The sequence below is a fragment of the Solitalea canadensis DSM 3403 genome, from assembly GCF_000242635.2.
Classification (GTDB): domain Bacteria; phylum Bacteroidota; class Bacteroidia; order Sphingobacteriales; family Sphingobacteriaceae; genus Solitalea; species Solitalea canadensis.
In genome coordinates this window covers 932757-955607 of sequence record NC_017770.1, presented here as the reverse complement: position 1 = coordinate 955607, position 22851 = coordinate 932757, and the positions used below count along the sequence as shown (strand labels likewise).

Sequence of the window (22851 nt, the reverse complement as noted above, 5' to 3'; positions counted from 1 at the left end):
TCAATTCACACATTCAAATTGAATCAGGGTTGATCGTCTCGTTTCATAAATGGTTTCAACAAATCAATAGGCACTGGGAAAATAGTGGTTGAATTTTTTTCAGTAGCTATTTCTCTTAATGTTTGTAAGTAGCGCAATGTTAAAGCACTGGGCACTTCACTCAATATTTTTGCTGCATCAGCTAAGCGTTGAGCCGCTTGAAACTCTCCTTCTGCAGCTATTACTTTTGAACGGCGTTCCCGTTCAGCTTCAGCTTGTTTAGCCATTGCACGCTGCATTTCCTGTGGTAAATCTATTTGCTTCACTTCTACATTTGAAACTTTTACACCCCATGGTTCGGTATTAGCATCAATTATTTGCTGCAACTTGTGATTGATTTTTTCACGTTGCGACAAAAGGTCATCCAATTCTGATTGTCCAAGCACACTCCGCAATGTAGTTTGTGATATTTGAGAAGTGGCCGCTAAATAATTTTCTACCTGCACAATGGCTTTTTGAGGTTCCAAAACTCGGAAGTAAACAACAGCATTTACTTTTATAGAAACATTATCCTGTGTTATTACATCTTGCGGCGTTACATCAAGCACCACTGTACGTAAGCTCACCCGAATCATTTTATCAACAATGGGAATCAGTAAAATGAGTCCGGGCCCTTTTACTTCAATCAATCGTCCTAATCGAAAAATAACACCTCGCTCATATTCTCGCAGAATACGTATAGCATTGGCAAGAATAATAATTGCAAAAAGAATAATAACCAGAAGCAATACGGGTATTTGTTCCATTTTATATAGTTTAAGTATCTTTTTGAACGACTTCAACAAAAAGTTTAAAATTTTGTCTTTTAATAACACGAACTTTTTCCCCTTTATTTATTATTCCGGCAGTTGATTCAGCCTTCCATATTTCACCATGTACAAATACAGTTCCTACTGGATCAAGCATTTCTAATGACGAGCCGGTTTCGCCAATAAGTGCTTCTACACCGGTTACCGGTTTTGCTCGTTGCGCTTTCAGACCTAAGCCTATTACAAATAAGAAAAAAAGCGCAGAAGCGGAAACCATTGTAAGGATCACACTCAACGAAATCTTTCCCACCTCACCAGTATCTTCCCGTATCAACATTAGTGATCCTAGCAACATTGATATAACCCCACTAATGGCAAGTAAACCATGACTAACTATTTTTATCTCTAACAAGAACAGAATAATAGCGAATGCAATTAATGCCAATCCGGCGTAATTAAGAGGTAATGTATGTAAAGCATAAAAAGCAAGGATAAGACTGATAACACCAATAATTCCCGGAAGAATGGCGCCAGGATTATATAATTCAAACAATAATCCATAAAATCCAAGGATAAGTAATATGTAAGCAACGTTAGGATCGCCAATGATAGAAAGAATCTTTTCCGCAAAATTCATATCATACGTTTGCACACGTGCCGTTTTAGTTTGAAGGATAACGGAACCTTCATTTACTTCCACTTTTCTACCGTCAATACGTTGCAATAATTCATGATCATTTTTAGCCACCAGATCAATCACCTTTTTATCAAGTGCTTCTGTAGAAGTGATAGAAACACTCTTCCGAACAGCTAATTCAGCCCATTCTGTATTGCGTTTTCTTTTTTCGGCAATAGTGCGAATAAAAGCTGCTGCATCGTTTGTGAGCTTTTCAGCCATAATACTGTCCTTATTGCCTTGCATATCTACCGGATGCGCTGCACCAATATTAGTACCAGGTGCCATTACAGCAATATGTGCGGCTAATGTAATGAATACACCTGCAGAACCTGCCTGAGCACCAGCTGGCGAAACATAAACGATTACCGGGACCGTAGATTCCATGATATCTCCTACAATAATCCGTGTTGATTTAAGCAGCCCTCCAGGAGTATTGAGGTGAATAATGAGACAGGTGGCTTTTTCTTTTTTAGCTTTTTCTATACCCCTATGAATGTATTCCGCTGTAGCAGGATTAATAACTGCATCAATATTTATCGATACGACCGTTTGGGATTTAACAAACAACGGCGTAAGAAAATAGCAGATCACATATAGAACAAGCTGGCGCATAAAAATCTTTTTGAAACGCAAAACATAATCTGGAATGTTAACCTTTCAAAAAAGTAATAGATAATATACCGAAAATACACAGGAATTACAATTTTGCATTACGGTAACGATTTAGAGAAACACTGCCCTATTTTATGCTTCGCCTCAATACACAACCGTTACTGCTCCAGAGACAGGCTGTAATCGCGGATTATTAGGTCTTATGACGTAATAATAAGTTGCCTGCGGAATGGTTTTCCCATTCTGCCTTCCATCCCATGGAACTCCATAACCTTGTGAATAAAACATGCGATCTCCCCACCTATTAAATATTTCGACAATAGCCTCAGGATAATTGATTATTCCGTCAATTACCCAGGTATCATTTACATTGTCACCATTCGGGCTAAATACATTTGGGATCTTTAGGTCGGTTAGTACCTTTACGGTTACTGTGTCTTTACAAGGGCACCCATTTGAGCCGACTCCCGCAAGTATGTAATCCGTATTTTCTGTTGGCGTGGCAATTGGATTAAGAATTTGTGGATTACTTAAGGTTGCTGTTGGCGACCACGAAAATGTATCAACATCACTACTCACACTTCCTACTAACTGAGTAGATTCTCCCAGATCAATAGTAACATCTTCTCCGGCGTTTGCTATTGGCGATTGCTTTACGGTTATCGAAAATGACAAAAACTTACTACAAATTGCGTTAGGACTTGAGTAAGAAAGATTGATCGTATGTGTGCCTCCACCTGCCTGTAAAGGGTTAAACGTACTATCAGTAACACCTGGGCCAGTAAACGTATAGTTATTGCCGGGACGACTACTTAACAGCGTAATTAAATTAATGTTTCCATCCCGTTCACAAACTTCGGGGATTGGTAATGCGCGCAAATCGGGTAATGCCTCCACATTAATGCTATAAATTAGTTCGTCAATTGCTTCACATCCTTGCTCACCAGGCCGTGTTGCTGTTACTCTTACCACATACACGCCAGGTTGCTGGTAGGTAACTAAGTTATTATTGGAAAGATCAATAAAGTGATAGATAAACGGTTGTTGAGTAGAGGTGGTTGTAGGATTATCCTGTGTAACTATTGTCCCGTTAGCAAAATTCCAAACTAACTTAGTAGGTTGATAAGGCAACTGAACATCAAAGGTAAGCGGCACACCGATACACGCCCCATCAACTTCCACATTCCCTGAGCGGGCAATAATACGTTTATCAACATCTTCCAGGTTAGAGCCTGCAGAATACCCATATGACTCAATATCACCGAAGCCATAAACAATGGCATTAAACCCTGAGTCAGCCGTTAAAGTAAAACTCCCCGCCGGAATTTCTTCCTGTAAATAAGAATAATTAGTGCCAGGAATTGGTGTAAAGGCTGAACGGGAAACTCTGCCGTTGATGCGAAAACTATCTTTACCAGCAGTTTTTATCAGCACATTCACATAATTACGGGAGATTTGGTAGTTAAGTGTTGAGTTCATGGTAATCCTTTTCAGGTTTTGCTCAACAGGATTAAGTATAATCATTTCCGGATCGCCCAAATTTCCGTCACAGATTTGAGTTATGCTATATTGGACGACCGAAATTGGATTATTAGCAGTAATGTGCTGTGGTCGGTCAATAATATTGGTTTCAAAATAGCTGCCGGCAGTTAGCGTTGTATTATTACCATTCATACTCACGAGAGTATTAGCTTCGGAAGCATAAACCCTGAAAAAATCGCCTGCACGAGTTTTAAAAGGCATTGTGATGAACTCTCGTCCCCATGAGTTAATGGGATACATTTGTTGAAAGAGATTATCGCCCGTATCCGCATTGGGACATCCCAAAGGCGACCAGGTTGTTCCGCCGAACACAGCAATTCGTTTACAAGTTTCCGTTGTACTCCCTGAACTAATTGACTCAACCGTAGAGCCGAAAAGATCTCCTTTCGATTGCACCTCATAAACATCTCCCATATTTAGCACAATATCAAATGGTACACCTGCAGGATTTCCGTTTGTAGTGGCGCTACGGGGCATTATGCGAACTGTAGTAGCATCCTCTGTTCCGATAACCAGAAACTGCGAGAACGAACCTCCTTCACTGCCATTTGGCTGATAGCTGGATACAATGTACTTTCTTCCCAAGGTATTGGTCGGCAAAACAAGAGTAGAACCAGAGATGACAAAAGCATAGATATGTGCGTAAACAACTACCGGTTCATTTGAAACCACATGAATACCTCGATTTATTACACCTTGAGTATTATCAATATAAGCCGATGCAGGAACATCAACTGTAGTTACTGAATTTGCTGTTACACTAAAATTTTGATTTGAATTTATACCCGGAATAGACACCGTTCCAGAGGTAGAAACGTCAGAGGTGATGTAAATTGACATAATTGCACCACGAGGACCTCCAACACCCTCGATATGACTCATAAAGCCTATCCAAAAATCCGTACCCTTATTTGAATTTTGAGCTATTGAACTATTAGGAAATAACCAAGCAGATACCGCCAAAAAAAACAGGAGACACTGCATTTTTCTTAATGGAGAGTAGCGCATGTAAATATAGATTTGAGAGCGTTTCCTGAAATATTAAACAGGTATGTTTATTAGGAGGAAATAATCATTTTCCACTTTAATACTATCAGTAGTAGTAATTTAAGAAAAAAATGCGGGAGTTTACAGAGGGGAAAGTAGAAAAATTAGTTTTGAAACAAAATTGTTAGTTCAAACATCAAATCGGATAAAGGGGTAGTATTTAAACAAAAAATCGTCTCTGACCTAACAGAGACGATTTATATCTTGCTAAATTCTATTAATTTTTACCAAACGTTACGCGGACATTTTACTTTGCCTGAGTTATTAAGCTGTAGGCCTAAAATGATCTCGTGGCTACCTTTGTTAAAGTTGGTTAACTCATTTACTCCATAGTCATATGAATAGGCAACGTTAATTAACGAACTGATATTTAAGCCAATCAACGCTGAAAAACTGTCTGCTTTACGATAAGAAACCCCAGCCCAAACTGTTTCCTGATACATCAATTTAAAGTTAAAATCCATAGAAGCCGGAGCCGGATCGATCCATTTAACCATAATTGATGGTGTAGCCATAAAATCATATCCTATAGGGAAACGGTAACCAGTAGTAAAGAAATAGTGAGCACGGTATTTATTCAATGCTTTTTCAGACGAAGTAGAATTGCTTAAGGTAGCAGGGATCAGCTGTAAACCTGAAGCCCCTACATAAAACTTATCTGAATATAACCAGATACCAGCTGTAACGTCAGGTAAGTATTGTGTTCCACTTACAACTGCCATATCTCCAGGGTTTGCAGGGTTAAGTTTATCAGCATCCGTAGAATACTGGGTAAAGCCTCCGGCAACGCCAAATGAAACTTTCATATTTCCTGAAATCGGCAAGTGGTAAGCATAAGATAAATCGAACGATAATCGGCTGGTTGCATCAGTTTTATCTGAAACAATATACCCTCCTACTCCATGGTGTCTCTCATCTACATCGCCAATAGGAGCATGAAATGAGGCATAACCTGTTTTGGGAGCCCCTTCTAATCCAACCCACTGAGAACGATAACTCAACTTCAAGTCATAATAATCTTCAATACCACCAATGGCAGGATTTAAGATGTAATTATTTTGCATGTAGAGGGTGTATTGAGGACGCTGCTGAGCGTAGGCACATGCCATTAATAAAGAGAGAGCTATAGTAAGTAAAAAATTCTTCATTAAAAATTACGGTTATGGTCTGTTGTTGGGCAATCCTACAACATTTGTACGGTAAAACATTAGTATAAGTTTCATTATTAAACTTAAAATATATGGTTAATTGCTAAACCTTCGAAAATCTCTTTTCAGTCTTTCCTAAAAGCTATTATACGTTATTAAAAAGGGATTTGTTAACAACATTTATCGCAACAAAAAAATACTAAAAAATATTCAATAATTAAACACTGTTATCCAATTGCTTATCTCTGTAAGATTACTGCTTGTTATTTTTTTTTCTTCTTAAGAATGTAACTTTTATTACCAAAAACAGGTATTAAAACTCGCGTTCTCTAAACCAAACTAAATCATCCTTAAATTTTAATTAACCAAATTATTACAGAAAGAATTAAACGTAAATTTTATGAATAAATTTTTACTGGCCTTATTCTTCCTCTTCCCCTGTTCATTGCTTGCCCAGAAGCTTGAATTTCCATTAGGAGATACGACAAATAAAATCAGTTATAAAGCAGAAATCAAAGTTGATGCCGATTTAATGAAAGTTGAATTGCACCAACGAGCCAAAGACTGGATTCTGCTGAATTTTTTGGAGGAAAATAAAGTACTACATAAAGATGATCTGAAAGAAGGCATCATAGTAGGTAAAGCATTTGCCGGATATGCTACTAAATTAAATGCGAAAGAGTTTCATCATATGCTCACCTGGACGGTAACTATCCGGGTAAAAAACGGCAGCTACAGTTATGAAATGACCGATTTTTATTCAACTGAAGATGCATCGGGTAACAATGCTTACACCAAAAGCTGGGTTACTCCTTTGGAAGATCTGGTGTTAAACGACATTGCTTTTAAAGAAAACGGCGATTATAAGCCGCTTTATAAAATGCATGCAATGGCCTTGGATAAAAATGCAAAACAAGTAATTGAAAGCCTTAAATCGGCTATGCAGCCGTTTAAGATGAGTGATCAGTTAAAAGCACAGGAACCTTTGGTTAAAGCTGTTCCTGCCAATTCTCCGGCAGTTGCAGTAACAGCACCTAAGGTAGGTGATACAGTCAAAACCAATCAGAACACTGCCCAGTCGTTAATTAATAGCCTGAAAAACTTAAATGACAGTAAAGCTATCGATAGCGTTATGAAATATTTAATGGCAGAGAAGGAGGCATTGACTAAAAAACAAAACACTATTGCAGTAAATGACACCACTAAAAATGCTGTTAATGAAAAGGTTATTACACCAAATAAATCAGCTGAAATAGTTAAAAAGGATTCGGTTAAAACGAAAGATGCTGTAGTGGTGGCTCCTATTGAAACTTCAACTAAAGTGGCTATTCCGAATACACAACCTGCTGTCGCAAAAACTGACAGCACCCAGGTAGCTGCTAAAGTTCAAAAACCGGGAGTTGCGGTGGTAAAGGCAGATAGCATTAAGTCTGCAATAGTTGTTTCGCCAGTAATAGCGAAAGTTGACAGCAGCAATAAACAAGTGGTTGCTACTGTTCCAGCGGCTACAGCACCTACTACTACTACTGTTGCTCAGCCTGTAAAAGTTTCTGCACCGGTTAAAGCATTACCGGAGTTTTTTATGCCTGATAGTCCTCGTGTTACGATGACTGCATTAGGCATTGGCACCGGAAAAATAACATTTCCAGTTAGCGACAGCACAAACAAGGTATGTTATGTTGGTGGTATTCGTTTAGATTCAATGAGCACTAAAGTGGAACTGTTTCAACGTGCAAAAGATTGGATTACACTAAACTTTCAGTTAGAAAACCAAGTGCTTCACCGAGATGACCTTCATAATGGAGTGTTGATCGCAAAAGGTTTTGCAGGTTATACCACTAAATTGAATGCAAAAGATTTTCAGCATAAGCTTACCTGGACAATGACCATTACAGTTAAAAACGGAGGCTACACCTATGAAATGACTGATATTTATTCATCTGAATATGCTTCGGGGAATAATGCCTATACACAAAGCTGGACTACTCCTATCGAGGATTTGATTTTAAGTGATATCGCATTTAAAGATAACGGTGATTATAAACCTCTTTATAAAATGCATGCAACTTCAACAGACAAATCAATCAAAGAAGTAATTGAAAGCTTAAAATCGGCAATGAAACCGTTTAGCGTAATGAATGATATGAAATTTGGCGGGTAATAACCTGAATAAAAAGCGTATAACAAAAAGTGCTCAACCGATGTTTGAGCACTTTTTTGTTTATCTTCTTGGTTCTTTTCCAATGATTGATCAGCTTACCTACATTACTCCAATCCATCCATTTTTGCTTGTATTCCTTGTTTTTCAGCTTGAGTTTTAGCCAAGGAAAAGGCCTTTTGTAAATGCAATTTTGCCTGTTGATGATCTATATTTTTATAAAGTTCGGCAAGAAAAATGAAGTAAAAATGGTTGTTCTCTAATTTTAACTTTTCAGTTTCGAGCAATGCAACTTCTGCCCCTTTTACCTTATAAAGTGCAAAAAGTCGATTAAGAGCCACACTTGGTGAATAATTGATTTGAAGCAGCCTATCGTATAATTCCAAGATACTCTGCCACTTTTCTTCTGTATCTTCTTTTATGCAATGCCAGTAAGCAATTCTAGCTTCCAGGTGATAAGAGGTGATCTCATTCCCCGCCGCAGAAAGTTTTAAATAATGTAAACCTTGGTTTATTAACCCTTTATCCCACAAATTTTCGTTCTGCTGATCGTAGAGTACTAACGAATCCTCTTGCGACAAACGTGCGTTGAATCGTGACGCATGAAAGCACATTAATGCCAGGAGTGCATTAGCTGAGGGTAGATTTGTGCGCTCATACTCGGTTAACATTACCGCCAATCGCATGGCTTCAAGGCATAAATCCTGACGCAGGACCTTGTTTTCAGTCTTAGAGTAATATCCTTCATTAAACAATAGGTAAATAACACGTAAAACATTATCCAATCGCTCACCTATTTCATTTTCCGCAGGAAATTCCATTTCCACTTTTTCGGTACGGAGTTTTTCTTTTGCCCGGAATAAACGTTTATTTATGGTTTCTTTATTTGATAAAAACGCTTCTGCAATTTCGTCGATTCCGAAACCACAAAGAATACGCAACGCTAAACCAATCTGGGCCTCGCTGGCAATTACCGGATTACAGACCGCAAATAACATTTGCAACTGGCTATCTTTAATATTTTGTGAAGTAAACTGTAAAGTCATTTCTTCCTCCGTATGCTGACTAATGACTAATTCAGGAATTACTTTTTCTTCCAGTATTTTATTTCGCCTGAATTGATACAGCGTTTTTTGTTTAGCCACTGTATAAAGCCAACCAGCCGGATTTGGTGGAATGCCTTTTATCCCCCAGGTTTCAGCTGCCAGCAAAAATGTTTCACTCACAATATCTTCAGCCAGTTCGATATGCTGTAAACCAAATAGTTTACTAATTACAGCTACCATTTTGGAAAACTCCTGCTGAAATAATTGTTTTAGTGGTTCGTATTCTCGTTGCATATCTATAATACTACCCACCTTTTAAAATAAAAAATGGGTTGAGTTTTAATAAATTGTATTATCCAATAATTGGTCTGATCTCAACACTGCCGTCAGCATCTAATGCCGGACAACCATGAGCCAAGGTTGTTGCTTCTTCCAGGTTTTCGGCTTTTACAATAACAAAGCTGCCTAAACGCTCTCGAATTTCAACAAAAGGACCATCTGTAACAACTCCACCTGCTTTTAATACTTTACCATCTAATGAAAGTCGCGTTCCATTGCTAGCTAATTTTCCCTGAGCAGCTATTCCTCCCACCCAGTCTTGCCATTTTTTAGTAAGAGCTTGCATATCAGCAGCTGAAGTTGTGCTATAATCATAGCTTGGTTGGCGAAATATTAATAAGAAGTCTTTCATTTTGCTTTTGTTTAATGGTTCTTAAATGTATGAATTAGCTGAGTTTTTTTAACCGATGTGTTACTTTGCGTGAGTTCCGTTTGATGTTGGTTGATAATAACCAGCTGGAGCTCGAAAGGCCACATTAACCCGGTTGTAACTGTTAATGGTGATTGCCGCAAAAGTTAGATCGATAACTTCTTGTTCAGAAAAGTGTTGGGTTACTTCTTGATAAACCTCATCCTTTACATGACCATCTTTCAAATCGGTAATGGCTTCAGCCCAGGCAAGAGCGGCGCGTTCACGTTCGGTGTAAAAAGGAGCTTCGCGCCATGCATCTAACAGGTACAATCGTTGTTCGGTTTCTCCTTTAACACGCAGGTCTTTTGAGTGCATATCCAAACAAGCTGCACACCCGTTAATTTGCGACACCCTGAAATAAATAAGGTTTAACAAATGCTGATCTACCGAAGATTTTGAAAGGTAAATACCTAAAGCATAAAGTGCTTGCATTGCCGGACGGCCTTTTTCGAATACATTGATACGTTGTTCCATTTTCTGTTTTATTTATTGTTAGTGATAATTGATTTACACTACAATAATGACTGAGCGAACAGAAATTGGACATAGGGATTAAAGTATTTTTTATTTTTTTTAAAAAAGGCTGTTTTTTATAAGATTGAGAATATATCCATTGATGAAAATCATAGGATTAGCATAAAAATTCATTCAACTTTAAGTCTGTCTATATGAATGTCATGAGTTATTTAAAGTACTTTCTTGCCTGGTTTCCAATGGTTGTTTTGGCTATAATGAATGGCGCATTAAGAGATTTAGTATACACTAATTATTTAGGAGACTTAGCAGCCCGACAAATTTCTACGCTATCATTGCTACTAATTTTCGCGATTTACATATACTTTGTTATCAAAAAGTTCCCTCCACTCTCATTAAATCAGGCAATGTACATTGGAATATTGTGGTGTTTAATGACCTTATTATTTGAATTTGGTTTCGGTTTGTACGGAGGCAATAGCTGGGAAAAGTTGCTTGAAGACTACAACATTTTTAAAGGACGCCTTTGGGTTTTGGTTCCAATTTGGCTTTGTTTGGCTCCTGCCATATTTTATAAAGTAAACAGACAATCTAGATGATTTAAAAGGAATATATCAAATAGCGAATTTGCTTCAAGTAAAAATTTGATACAATGCCTACCTATTTTGGCCATGTTTGTTAAGCTTCATCATTTAAAGCCGAATTGTGATTATGAATAATTCTTTTAGTTATTTCGTGATGATGCCCCACATGATAAATAGTAAAGTACAACATTTCCCTTACGGTTAACTTGCCCAATAACGGATGTGGTAATATTAATCGATCGAGATCACTCTCAGAGAACCCCTGAACTTGCTTCATCAATTTTTCAACAGATGAGTTTAATGAATCGATTAGTTTATCTTTTTGATCACTAGTAACTTCTTTAGGAATAAATCTATTTGTAGCTCGACCGCCATTCGCTAATTTCTGCTGGTATTTTGCAACCAGCCCATCATAGGTTTTACTTGGCCGGTTAGCACTTCCAAAGAGTATTTTAAGCAAGAAATTGGGTAAAATCAAAGCTTGAGTTAACGGTTTAACACTAATTAAAATATGATTCAGCTGCTGTCCCGGAGTCCATTTTCCATCATGACTCACAATAAATTCCTCATCAGTTAAAGAGTCAATATAAACTGTAAAGGCCAGGTAAGCTTTTTTAAGCTGATCATTTATTTCCTGCTTTTCCATGGAATGTTTAGTTTTCGGGCTCAATATAAATAATAGTTAACAATATTAATTATTTACATAAGGTTCAGAATTGGTGGTTTTATAAAAAAAGAAAACGTCCCTATAGAAGAAATAGGGACGCTAACTACTATTCAATAAGATTTGTTCTACTCCACCTTTACTATCCTCACATAATCCAACATGGCCTGATTCACCGTTCCATTCATATTGGCATTATTAGTCTCATAGGTAAGATCAAACTTGTTGGTTCCGGCTTTTAGTTCAACGATAACGGAGTTACTCATTCCCCATTCCGACCATTCATTGGTGCCTCTTTGTGGCAACACCACTGTACCTACCTGCTTATTGTTCAGTTTTAGTGTTCGGAAGGCACATTTGTTCTCCGTGTTAATCGGACCATTCCCATTTGCATACTTGAAATTGATCGCGTAGGTTCCGGCTTCCGTAATGGTTGTTTCAAATGAAAGAATAGTGTTTTTCTGGGTGGATATTTCCACAAAACCATCACCTGAATATCCTTTATAAGGCAAATCGGCTTTTGATGTCAAATTTTCAATTTCTATAGTTTTTACTGTTTGTTCCGGGATTATTTGCAAGGGTTCGCTCCCAAAGGATTCCACACCGTTTTTATCGACTGCAATAACCTGGTATTCTGCAAAACTGTTATTATTGATGATACAAGCCGTATCAATGCCATTATCAATTCGATCGCCATTTTTTATAAAGACGTAACTAACCGCGTTCGGCACTTTTTTCCATACAATTTCATCATTCTTCAGTTCCACTTGAGGTATAGTAAGTGAAGTATAAGCAGGCAAAATGGTTGTCGAGCTTGATTCCATCATATTCGTCAACACCATTTTGATCGTATGTTTTCCGGTTAGTGAAGCCGGAACTATTGCATTAACTAATGGCTTTCCGTCCATCGTAATGGATTTTATTTGAGTCCCGAAACCTTGCATCGAAATGGTAAGCAAAGCGTTGCGATACTTAAAATTAGTAAGCATTCTTGTGCCTGCCAACGCTTGCGGAACCGTTGGTTTAAATGTTAACCGATCGGCGCCGAATTGCATGCCGAACAACACTTTATAAACCAATGCAATATTTCCTGATAAGCTCCAAAGCATGTTGCTCGAATTGATTTGCGTCCCCGCAAAATCGCCATTGTCTGCTACGAAATTTTCTTTATTGGTTAAGAACAAAGCCGCAGGACGATAAATAGCGGCAATACTTTCCATTACCGATTGCTCATTTCCGGCATTTGCAGCAGCCAGAGCCCAATAGGTTTGCACAAATGGCCAGACAGCATTATTATGGTAAGGCGGAGTATTGGGTAACTGAGGATAAAAACAGGGAATACCGAAGCTATTTACCGGCGTATTGCGTACGATTGTTTTTTGTCGTTCATTATCTGCAACCCCAAAGATCACCGCCAATGCCTCACCTAACGCTTCTGAACGTGGCGACAAGATCTTATAATTTCTTCCGTACAAATATTGTCCGTAATAACCTTTATTCGCTATCCACAAATAATTATTAATACCCGTTTTAATCGTTTGAGCAATTGCATTGTGTTCATCGGATACTGTTTTTTGGCCTAACAAGATGGCCATTTCAGCAAATACTTTATTGGCCTGGAAATGCACCACATTTGTCCCTAAGCATTCCGATTCATAAATATCTGCCGGCTGCATCCATTTCGGGTATTCTTGTTCCCTCCAGTCGAGAAAAGAAGATTCTCCTTTTACCAATCCCGTTTTGGGATCGTAAGCATTTTTCCAATCATCTTCTATCGAATTTTTAATAATGGAGTAAGCCTTTGAAAGCCAGTTTTTGTCGCCCGTAGTTTTATAGATTTCCCAGGCAGCAACGGCCCAAATCATGCGGTCTGTTGAAACCGGGTAAGCCCCTCCTGTCCCTGTATCCTGAATAATGCGGTCATTTTTAACCTTTCGCAGCAAGCTATATTCGGCTACTTTGGGTTGCAAAATTGCCATCGATAAAATGATGCTGTAGCTTACATCACGGGTCCACACGCCTGCCCATTCTTTTCCTGTACGCAGTGTACTATCGGCTTCTATGGCATTCTCCATTTCATCCAACGATAAATTATACATTGCGTTTTCAATTGGAGATGAAGCCTGATATTGTGGAAATGCAGATATATTCCTCTTCAGTTTCCAGTTCGACGAGACACTGGGTTGTTCTTTAAATTCATTCAACACTACCTTCACTTCATAAATGCCATCACCATCATCATCTTTTAATTGAAGATCAGGATGGTGAACCAGGTTATCGAAATCCCAGATCAGCGGCAATGTACTTCCGGCAACGTACACGCCTTTAAAATCTTCTTTATAAACCTTCTTCCCGTCTGCTCCCTTGTAAAATCCGTCGGTTTTAAAAGCGTTCAATACGTTGCGCATATCCAAACGGATTGTAAAATCAATATTAGGTTCGAGGTAGGTATTATCTGGTACATTTTTTTTATCCACATAATGCTTACCAAAAGTGATCAACGGACTAATGAACTTGCCATCTTTAGCCATAACATTGATGCTATGATCCTGACCCGAGATCATTTCGTTATCTTTTCCGTTTATGCTGAATTTAAACGTCAGCTTCGGACTTTTATACAGGTTAACCGGACTCTGGTAATCAGAGGTCATTTCTGTAGGAGATAACACTTTTGCTATGTATTTACCCTGTACAACTTTATCTGTATAAATGGAGAACTCCTTCGATCGGTAAAGTTCTTTACTGCTTTGGGCCGAGGCCGCACCTGCAAACAGCAATAGCATTAGATTTGTAATGATAGGTTTCATTCCAATGTTTTTTATAGATGAAATCTTTGGAAAATGTTGAACTCTGCGATGATCAGACAATGGATGATTTAGTAGATCATCGAGCACATCATCTTAAATGGTTTGGTTTTAGTTATAAAAAACAACAATAGTGTCATACTGAGGCACGAAGCATCCTTTCCGAAAAATGGAAGCATTGCCGTTGCAACTATTCAATCTCAAGCAAAAAATCCTTCTTACCTCAGGATGACAGCTTATGTTATTCTACCAGCCTTTACTCATATTCCATCACAACCATATCCCAATATTTAAGGGATGGCAAAGTGAACGATGTTTCATTCCCCGACTGTGTGAAAGCCAGCTGTGTAGATGCTCCACCATTAACATCCGGAGATGCAACCCATACCTTTTTCACCGATTTTTCGGTGGTTACTTTCACTTTTGCAGAAGAAATTAATTGAGGAGCAGTCTGAGTGCCGTTGGTATCTCTCCAGTCGAAACTGCTGGCTGTTGCGAAATTGATCAAGTGAACCACCTGTTTATTTCCCACTGATTTACCGATTACAGAAACCTGTCCGGATTGTGGTGGCCAGTTATTTAGCTTGATCTTTCCGTCAGCAGAAGCAACAACCGGGTTATTAAATGTTCCGCCATCTCTGAGCAGGTTTTGATAACCTACCAAAAAGTCATAGTAGCTGATCATTGCGGCTTTCAGGTCGTCTTTCATCTCCAGGTTATTATTAGGAAAATATTCCTTTCCTAACATATGCTCGCCAAGCTCAAGGTGTGAGGCCCCGAATGCAAAAATTACCGCATCAGTAAATAAAACGCCAGGTGTATTAAAATAACCTTTATTAGACGCCACATTATAGTTCATATAAGCAGCCAGTACAGTGCTTTTTTTATTGTTGCTTAAGGAATTATTGGCTTGAATGATTCTTGCAAGGTCTTTATAACCTTCGTCCGGCGCCCAAACTTCACTATACAAGAAATCAACCGGTGACGTGGCAATTTGCTCTTGCCCATATTGTGTTACCGCATTCATCACAAGACTTTTGTGAGGTGCTCCCGTTTTCATTGCATTAATAAATGATTTAAACCCAGTAGGCAGGTCAAAGGCATTTCCATTATAATCGTACAAAGTTTTATTTCTGTTCCCCACTTGATCGATCTGGTATCCGTCAAAATCAAATACTTTATACAGGTTATTATTAGCCGCTATAATGTAATCTTGCCAACCTTTATTGCCCGGATTCATGAACATGATATCGCTCTTGAACGGAGGCTTTGGCAATTCGAATTTATCTTTAGCGGTATGATTTTTATCGGTATAGGCGTACCATTCTTCTGAAACGCCATCACTTGCCGCATCACTTAATGAACCATAACATAGATTATAAGATAGCGTTTTCATGTTGTACGAATGCGCTGCATCAATATATCCTTTAACGGTAGTTAAATAATTGGTTCGACTTGCAATATCGATCCATTGTTCGCTTGGACTTTCAGGTGTTCCGGCTAATGGTTTGTGGTGTTTATATTCCCAATCCTGAAACTGTACCCAGTTCATGTGATAACGGTTCAATTGTTTCATTACCTTTCCGATCTGTTCGTTACCGATAGCACCGTATTCTGACAGGAAGGCATTTCTTGGAAAACGAGCGGGATCAGAAGATACATCCACGCCAATGGTGCAATAAATTTTTTCTTCCTTATCCACTACATCATACACTTCCACCATATAACCTGTAAAATCCGCGGCAGGTGCTGTCCAACTCCAGGTATTACCTGTTAAAGACACCTCTTGAATCACATTATTCAACAATTTATACCTAACCTTAGGAGATCCGGCCAAATCTTTATCAATTGAAAATTCTATTTTATCGCCTGGTTTATAAAACGCCTTATCAGTAGCGATATTTACCCTGTAGCTTGCACCATAAACAACCCTATCAGTTGCCGGAGCTTCTTTTTTGCAAGCGGCAAACGAAAAGAACGCCCATGCAATCACATATCCTAGTTTCATTTTATTTATCATTTAAATTTTTTCATCAGGAAGACCATAATTCATGTTGTCCTCCTTTGCATTATAACACACCCCCAACCCCTCTCAAGAGGGGATTTTTATCAACTACATTGATTAAGGATTCCACTCCCTGGAGTGGAATCCTTCTGCTCCATTGACTCCCCTCCTTTAGGAGGGGTCGGGGGAGGTTATTGTTTCTGAATAGAAATTGTTTCCAGTAATTGATTGATCGTGATCTTATAATTTCCTTCGGCTGTAATTTTCCATTTGAAATCAGGGGCACCATTTGGTACAAACTTCATACGGGTACTGCCCGGACCAGCTCCGTTTACTTCTGGCATGAAGAAATCTCCACCCCAATCACCGGTTTCAACAGGAAGTTTAAACTCACCTACATTCATCCAGCCTGTATAACTGAATACATTCGGATCAGCGGCGTCGCGTGTGAGCTCCGTTGGGTTATCAATATTCCAACCGGTTGGAGTAGCGTCACCTACCATCCATACTTTGGCATAAGGAGTAAATGGTTTTATGCTGATGGTCATGCTCTCCATATTGAGTTTAATTTTATACGGACCGGCATTGGTAATTTGCCATTTATTATCTGGTTGTCCGCCCGGAGTTAATTGAACTGTGGTAGTGCTCAAATCAGGGTGATTGGTTAATGGCATGTAATAATCCGTTCCGAAATTGCCTGTTGCGACCGGAATTTTAAATTCACCCGCCTTTAACACTCCATAATAATTGAACACAAACAAATTACCTGAGTCAACCCTCATTTCGGTCGGGTTACCAATATCCCATCCATTTGGTACAGCATCTCCCAAAATCCATAATCTTGAATAAAGAGGCTCATTCCCTTCTCTGATAGAGATCGAAAGATCCAGCAAATTGATGGTCACCTCATATACACCACTTTTAGCGATTGCGAACTTATTATCCGGTTGCTCATCACTTGTGCGATACATCAAATGACCACTGTCGGCTCCTTTGTTATAAGAAGGTGAAAACTGACCTTTTGTAGTGATAAATTTAAGTTCACCAGGGTTCAGCAAACCTTTCCATGTAAATGATCCAGGAACGTCTGCATTATTTTTCATTGGAGTGGCATTGTCGGCACTCCAACCATTAGGAGCAGCATCGCCGATAAGAAACAATGTTTTGGTTACAGGCTCATAAGCAGTAACCTTTATCTCTTTCACCGATGTTTCTGAAAATGAATCATGGCCGGCCACAGTAGTATTAACTTTGGCCTCCAAAACAGCTGCTACGCCAGGAGTAATGTTCCATTTCGTTACTAGCAGGTCATTTAACTCTCTTACGGTATATTTTTTCGTATAAATACTCTTACCCAAATCAACTGTAACAGCATTCTGAAAATTATTACCCTTTGTATCAATCTGAAGGGTATAACTGATAGCAGCATTTGTTCCCTGATTGGTTCCGCTTGTCCAGTTTAGCACCAGTGCATCTGCTGCATAATTTTTTTCTTCCAAAACCAATGTGTCCTTAACAGCAGATAAGGCCAAAGGCTGATCTGCTATATTTCCCAAATCGTAGATATCTTTCTTACACGATGAGATAAAGGCAGCACAAATTATTATAAAGAGCAGCGATCCGACTGCTTTTTTATTTATTGTTGAGATGATCGTCTTCATTTCTGTTTGTTTTTAACAGTTAGCAATACGCTTAATAACCAGCATTTTGAGTCAGATTCGGGTTAGCATCGCGTTCTTTCTGCGGAATTGGCATTAACAAGTGCTTAGTGGTTGCATTTGCTTTTCCAATTGAGTGAAGGAAGTTTAATCCGTACTGGCCACCATCAACTCTTACCAAATCAAACCAACGTTGACCTTCAAAAGCCAGCTCTATTCTTCTTTCATGCAAAATGCGTTGCTTCAACTCAGCCTGCGAAAGTCCTGATACATTTGGCAAGCCCGAACGCAAACGAACACGGTTTAACGGTCCACCACTGTTGATAGAAGTTGCTGCGGCTTGCGCTTCGTTACCTCGGCCCAGTTCATTTAGCGCTTCAGCCTGCATTAACAATACATCCGCATAGCGCAATACCGGAAAATTAGACGGGTTGGTATTATAGTCTGGAGAGATCGATTTTGGAACCAGGAATTTGCGTACGTTATACCCTGTCATTGAGTACGAGCTTTTATACTTTTTACCATCGAAATCCGGACAACCTTCGTAAAAAATGGTTTGATCTTTACGCTTGTCGCCCGCCTCGTATGCATTTGCAAATTCTTGCGTAGGCTGATTCCATCCATAACATCCACCTACAAAATCAGAGTTACGCGGCCCTGTGAAAGTGCTTACCCACGACGCCTGATTGTCATTGTTCCAGAAATCAGCATTTGTTTTACCCAAATACTGAACTTCAAACAAGGACTCATTGGTATTTTTCATTAAGGCGTTAAAATTGTTGGTATAATCTTCATTAAGGCTATACCCCAGTGTGTTTACGAACTCACACAGTTCAAGTGTTTTTTGATAGTTGCCAAGCGTCAAATACACTTTCGCTAGCAAACCAGCTGCTGAGCCTTTAGAAGCCCTGCCGATATCACTACCGCTATAAGCTTGTTTATTGGGAAGCATTTCAACTGCTTCGGTAAGGTCTTTCACGATCAAATCATAAACCTGTGATTTTGAAGTACGAGGTACCAATAAATTATCATCAGGAGTTTGAGGAACCGTAATCAAAGGAACATCTCCGAAAATTCTCACCAAATTGAAATAATACAATGCACGTAAGAATTTGGCTTCACCAATAATCCTTTTTTTTATCGTTTCATTGATAGCCATATCCGGTACTTTTTGAAGTACGGTATTACAGCGCAAGATACCCGGTGCAGGACCGCGCCAAATATCAAGTGCCGCTTCATTAGCGGTTGTGGTTACAAAGTTGGAAACATCTTGAGTGGCAATACCATCTGTACCACCACCAGCACCTACAATACTATTACCTGCCCATATATCTGTTGTCCATAACTGGAAATTATACAGTTTAGGCCATTGCAAAGGCTGATAAGCACCATTGATAGCAGCAATCGCATCCGATTCTGTTTGAAAAAAGTTTTCTGTACCGATACTGTTTAATGGCTCTTTATCTAAAAAATCACTACAGCTGGTGAGGGCAGCAACAAGCACTGCGGCACTTATATATTTTGTGAATAGTTTCATCTCCGTACTGTTAAAAGTTTAGATTAATTCCGGCACTGATGGTTTTAGTAACCGGGTACACGTTGAAATCAATTCCGTTGGCCGAAACCTCCGGATCAAATCCACTGTAATTAGTGAATGTGAAGAGATTTTGAGCAGACAGATAGATTCTGACTTTTTGCAATTTGATCTTCTGCATTAAACTTTGCGGAAGCGTATAACCAAGCGTTACATTCTTAACCCTTAAGTAAGAACCATCTTCAATAAAGCGGTTTGACGGACGAGTATTTTTATTTGGATCATTAAATACCGCACGAGGCATCGTATTGCTTGTTCCTTCTCCATGCCAGCGATCCAAAACTGCGGTAGTTTGGTTTTGGGCCACGGCCATTCCTTCCTGGAAAATACGATTGGCATTAAAGATCTGATTACCTTCCACTCCTTGTAAGAAAATGGCTAAATCCACTCCTTTATAAGACAAGGTATTATTCATCGCAAAAATGAAACGAGGATTTGGATTTCCTAAGAATGTTCTGTCGGCATCATCAATTCGGCCGTCGTTATTAATATCAAGGAACCTTACATCGCCCGCTGAAGTACGGTTGTATACATCATTACCAGGAGTTTGCACTGCGTAATTATCAACTTCAGTCTGTGTTTGAAATAATCCGTTGGTTAAGAAACCATAAAAGGCATTTACTGGTAATCCATTCTTTTGGATGTTTACGTTTTGGTTAACAACGCTTCCTCCATAAAGAGGAACATCACCATTTAAGCTCAACACTTCGTTAACATTATAAGAAACGTTCATTCCGGCATTCCAGTTAAAGTCGCCTTTAGAAATATCAGCAGCAACAGTAAACTCAACCCCTTTATTGCGAACATTACCAGCATTAATGCTAGGTACATCTATGTCTGAATAACCCGTAGAGATCGGCACACTCATTGGCACCAACATATCATTGGTATTTTTGATATAACCATCGATCGATACAGTAATTCTGTTATTCAATAGAGAAGCATCAACGCCTAAGTTGGCTTGCTCTACCTGCTCCCATTTAACACTTGGATTAGGTATTCTTAAAGGTATTACTGAACCTACAGCTGTACCATTAAAAGCATATTGTCCGGTTTGATAAACGGATGCAAATGAATAGTTACCGATATTCTGATTTCCGGTGATACCGTAACCTGCTCTTATCTTTAAATCATTGATCCATGAAGGATTACCAAAGAAATCTTCCTGCGATATTCTCCAAGCCACTGAACCCGACGGGAACCATCCCCAACGGTTGTTGGAACCGAAACGACTACTACCGTCTCTTCTCAGCGTTGCAGTAACTAAATATTTATCGTCATATGCATAATTTGCCCGGCCAATAAATGAAAGTAGCGACCACTCATTTGCAGTACCACCAATTGAAGGAAGCATCGTTCCGTTTTCCAGTTGTTGGGTAGCGTCACTTACAAATCCTTGTACAGAACCATTCATGTTATCGTAACGATTGGTTTGTGCGCTAATGCCACCTAAAACCGTTAAATGATGCTTATCTGTCAGGAATTTATCGTAGGTCAGGTAGTTATCCCACATCCAGGTAAGGCTTTTATTATAGCTTTCTGCCAAATAACTTTCAGGCTGTGGAATAGGCTGCCAGTTGTATTTTGGCGCCCAATTTTTTGAATCGTAAAATACCGCTTGTGCACCTAACGTAGTTTTGAATTTTAACTCAGGAATAATGGTGGCCTCAGCATTGATGTTTCCTAAAATGTTATAGCCATTGGTAGCATTATTATTTATTGTCGCCTTACCTACAGGGTTGGCAATATCGCCATACCATAATGCTTGTCCCACCGGACCGGCATAGGTACCGTCGGTATTAAATACAGATTGTGTTGGCAAAGCTGCCATTGCATTACGAATATCATATGAACCACTTGATTTTACATCATGGTTAAGCGTTATGTTATTAGCGAATTTTAACCAATCGAATACTTTTGAATCACTATTAAACTGGATCGTATATCTCTTATAGTAATTATTAATTACGATACCATTCTGGTTTAAATAAGAACCTGATAAGTAAAAATGTGATTTTTCTGTTCCTGCTGAATAAGCTAACGAATAGTTCTGCATCGGAGCTGATCTGAATAATTCATTCAGCCAATTGGTTCCGGTACCTAACTCAGGCGGATTCGCAAATGCAGGGTTTTGAGGCTGGTTATTATTAGCCAGCATTTCATTACTTAAGGATGCAAACTGCGATGCATTGAGCATATCAATCGTACTGGTAGCATCCTGAACGCCCGTAAACACTTTAAACTCCAGGCTTCCTTTGCCTTCTACTCCTCGTTTAGTGGTAATTAACACTACGCCGTTTGCCCCACGAGAACCATAGATTGCTGAGGCCGAAGCATCTTTTAAAATATCCATGGATGCGATATCATCCGGACTGATTGTATTTAGGGGTACATCAGAAGGAACACCGTCGATCACCAATAATGGATCACTATTGTTAATGGTTCCTACTCCCCTTATGCGAAGGGTTACATTACTTCCAGGAGCCCCGGTTGATACTACTTGTACACCGGCAGCACGCCCCTGAATAGCCTGACCAATATCCGGAACCGGTTGTGAGGCAATATCTTTTCCGCTGATGGAACCAACCGCACCCGTTAAGTCTTTTTTACGTTGCGTTCCATAACCCACAACAACTACTTGTTCAAGGGTTTTAACATCTTCATCAAGTTTGATAAAAAGATTTTGATTGTTGCCAACGGTTACTTCTTTAGGAGTATAACCGATATAACTGAAAGTCAATACCGATTGATTATTGGCTACATTCAATTTGAAATTACCATCGGCATCTGTTGAGGTTCCATTTGTTGTTCCTTTTTCGGTAATTGAAACTCCCGGTAAAGGCATGCCTTTTGAATCGGTTACCACTCCTTTTACTGGAGTTGAAATACGATTATTATATACTGAAAACGTTGTTTTGGTCAGAACACCGGCAATAGAGGGTACTATTGCTGATGCTACTATTACCTGGCTTAAAAAAATCGCTGAAGCGTATTGTAAGCCTCTTTTTTGTAAAAAGTGTTTCATGTTCACTTAGTTCAATATGAAAAAATTGAATTATTTAAAGAGCTGCTGTAGGACATACGCATTTATTCAACCAACAGCAAGTAAGTTCAACGAGGTGTTAAATAAGATTACATTCATAATTTTAATACAGTGTTAAATTGGTCGTTCTATAGCTGCTATTTATGCTGTTACCTAGGCCTGCAGTGCGTAGTAATCAGCTTCTAGCCATTTCATAATAATGAACTAAGTAATCGATTTTAGAAATAGAGAGGCAATCAGAGATTATCAATTTC

Annotated in this window: 15 protein-coding genes; 2 read left to right on the top strand and 13 right to left on the bottom strand. The window is 38.9% G+C overall.

From position 1 onward, the window contains the following. Window positions 1–23: 23 nt before the first annotated feature. The 4 genes from SOLCA_RS03785 to SOLCA_RS03770 form a co-directional block, all read right to left on the bottom strand. Window positions 24–785, bottom strand: coding sequence for a slipin family protein (locus SOLCA_RS03785; RefSeq protein ID WP_014679123.1), 762 nt, complete (start codon window positions 783–785; stop codon window positions 24–26). Between the two features lie 10 nt (window positions 786–795). Then, on the bottom strand, window positions 796–2079 hold the full coding sequence (locus tag SOLCA_RS03780; protein ID WP_014679122.1) for an NfeD family protein: 1284 nt from the start codon (window positions 2077–2079) through the stop codon (window positions 796–798). 144 nt (window positions 2080–2223) lie between these two features. Continuing rightward, entirely contained in the window at window positions 2224–4503 is a 2280-nt protein-coding gene (locus SOLCA_RS03775; RefSeq protein ID WP_157604507.1) for a gliding motility-associated C-terminal domain-containing protein, read from the bottom strand. A 389-nt stretch (window positions 4504–4892) separates the two neighbouring features. After that, entirely contained in the window at window positions 4893–5816 is a 924-nt protein-coding gene (locus SOLCA_RS03770; RefSeq protein WP_014679120.1) for a PorP/SprF family type IX secretion system membrane protein, read from the bottom strand. A gap of 400 nt (window positions 5817–6216) precedes the next feature. On the opposite strand from SOLCA_RS03770, the gene SOLCA_RS03765 reads away from it, so the two are divergent. Continuing rightward, window positions 6217–7977, top strand: coding sequence for a DUF4468 domain-containing protein (locus SOLCA_RS03765; RefSeq protein ID WP_014679119.1), 1761 nt, complete (start codon window positions 6217–6219; stop codon window positions 7975–7977). A gap of 104 nt (window positions 7978–8081) precedes the next feature. On the opposite strand, the gene SOLCA_RS03760 is transcribed toward SOLCA_RS03765, so the two are convergent. The 3 genes from SOLCA_RS03760 to SOLCA_RS03750 are packed head-to-tail and all read right to left on the bottom strand — an operon-like array spanning window position 8082 to window position 10245. After that, window positions 8082–9314 carry an RNA polymerase sigma factor gene (locus SOLCA_RS03760; protein ID WP_042479240.1) on the bottom strand — a complete coding sequence of 411 codons (1233 nt, stop codon included), beginning with the start codon at window positions 9312–9314 and terminating at the stop codon, window positions 8082–8084. Window positions 9315–9372: 58 nt separating this feature from the next. After that, window positions 9373–9711 (bottom strand): YciI family protein, encoded by a 339-nt coding sequence (locus tag SOLCA_RS03755; RefSeq protein ID WP_014679117.1) that lies wholly within the window; start codon window positions 9709–9711, stop codon window positions 9373–9375. Window positions 9712–9771: 60 nt separating this feature from the next. After that, complete coding sequence (locus tag SOLCA_RS03750) at window positions 9772–10245, bottom strand: carboxymuconolactone decarboxylase family protein (protein WP_014679116.1); 474 nt, start codon at window positions 10243–10245, stop codon at window positions 9772–9774. Between the two features lie 203 nt (window positions 10246–10448). Between SOLCA_RS03750 and SOLCA_RS03745 the strand changes: the two genes are divergently transcribed. Further along, on the top strand, window positions 10449–10844 hold the full coding sequence (locus SOLCA_RS03745) for a hypothetical protein (RefSeq protein WP_042479238.1): 396 nt from the start codon (window positions 10449–10451) through the stop codon (window positions 10842–10844). Between the two features lie 79 nt (window positions 10845–10923). On the opposite strand, the gene SOLCA_RS03740 is transcribed toward SOLCA_RS03745, so the two are convergent. The 6 genes from SOLCA_RS03740 to SOLCA_RS03715 form a co-directional block, all read right to left on the bottom strand. Then, complete coding sequence (locus SOLCA_RS03740) at window positions 10924–11475, bottom strand: DinB family protein (protein WP_014679114.1); 552 nt, start codon at window positions 11473–11475, stop codon at window positions 10924–10926. Between the two features lie 146 nt (window positions 11476–11621). Continuing rightward, window positions 11622–14300, bottom strand: a complete 2679-nt coding sequence (locus tag SOLCA_RS03735; protein ID WP_014679113.1) for an alpha-L-rhamnosidase-related protein — start codon at window positions 14298–14300, stop codon at window positions 11622–11624. A gap of 253 nt (window positions 14301–14553) precedes the next feature. Continuing rightward, window positions 14554–16305 (bottom strand): endo-dextranase, encoded by a 1752-nt coding sequence (locus SOLCA_RS03730; protein ID WP_014679112.1) that lies wholly within the window; start codon window positions 16303–16305, stop codon window positions 14554–14556. 188 nt (window positions 16306–16493) lie between these two features. Further along, a complete protein-coding gene (locus tag SOLCA_RS03725) occupies window positions 16494–17963 on the bottom strand; it encodes a SusF/SusE family outer membrane protein (protein ID WP_014679111.1) in 1470 nt (489 codons plus the stop codon). 31 nt (window positions 17964–17994) lie between these two features. After that, the gene (locus SOLCA_RS03720) at window positions 17995–19497 is read right to left on the bottom strand and encodes a RagB/SusD family nutrient uptake outer membrane protein (RefSeq protein WP_014679110.1); all 1503 of its coding nucleotides are present in this window, start codon (window positions 19495–19497) and stop codon (window positions 17995–17997) included. 10 nt (window positions 19498–19507) lie between these two features. Beyond that, entirely contained in the window at window positions 19508–22579 is a 3072-nt protein-coding gene (locus SOLCA_RS03715; protein ID WP_014679109.1) for a SusC/RagA family TonB-linked outer membrane protein, read from the bottom strand. Between the last annotated feature and the right edge of the window lie 272 nt (window positions 22580–22851).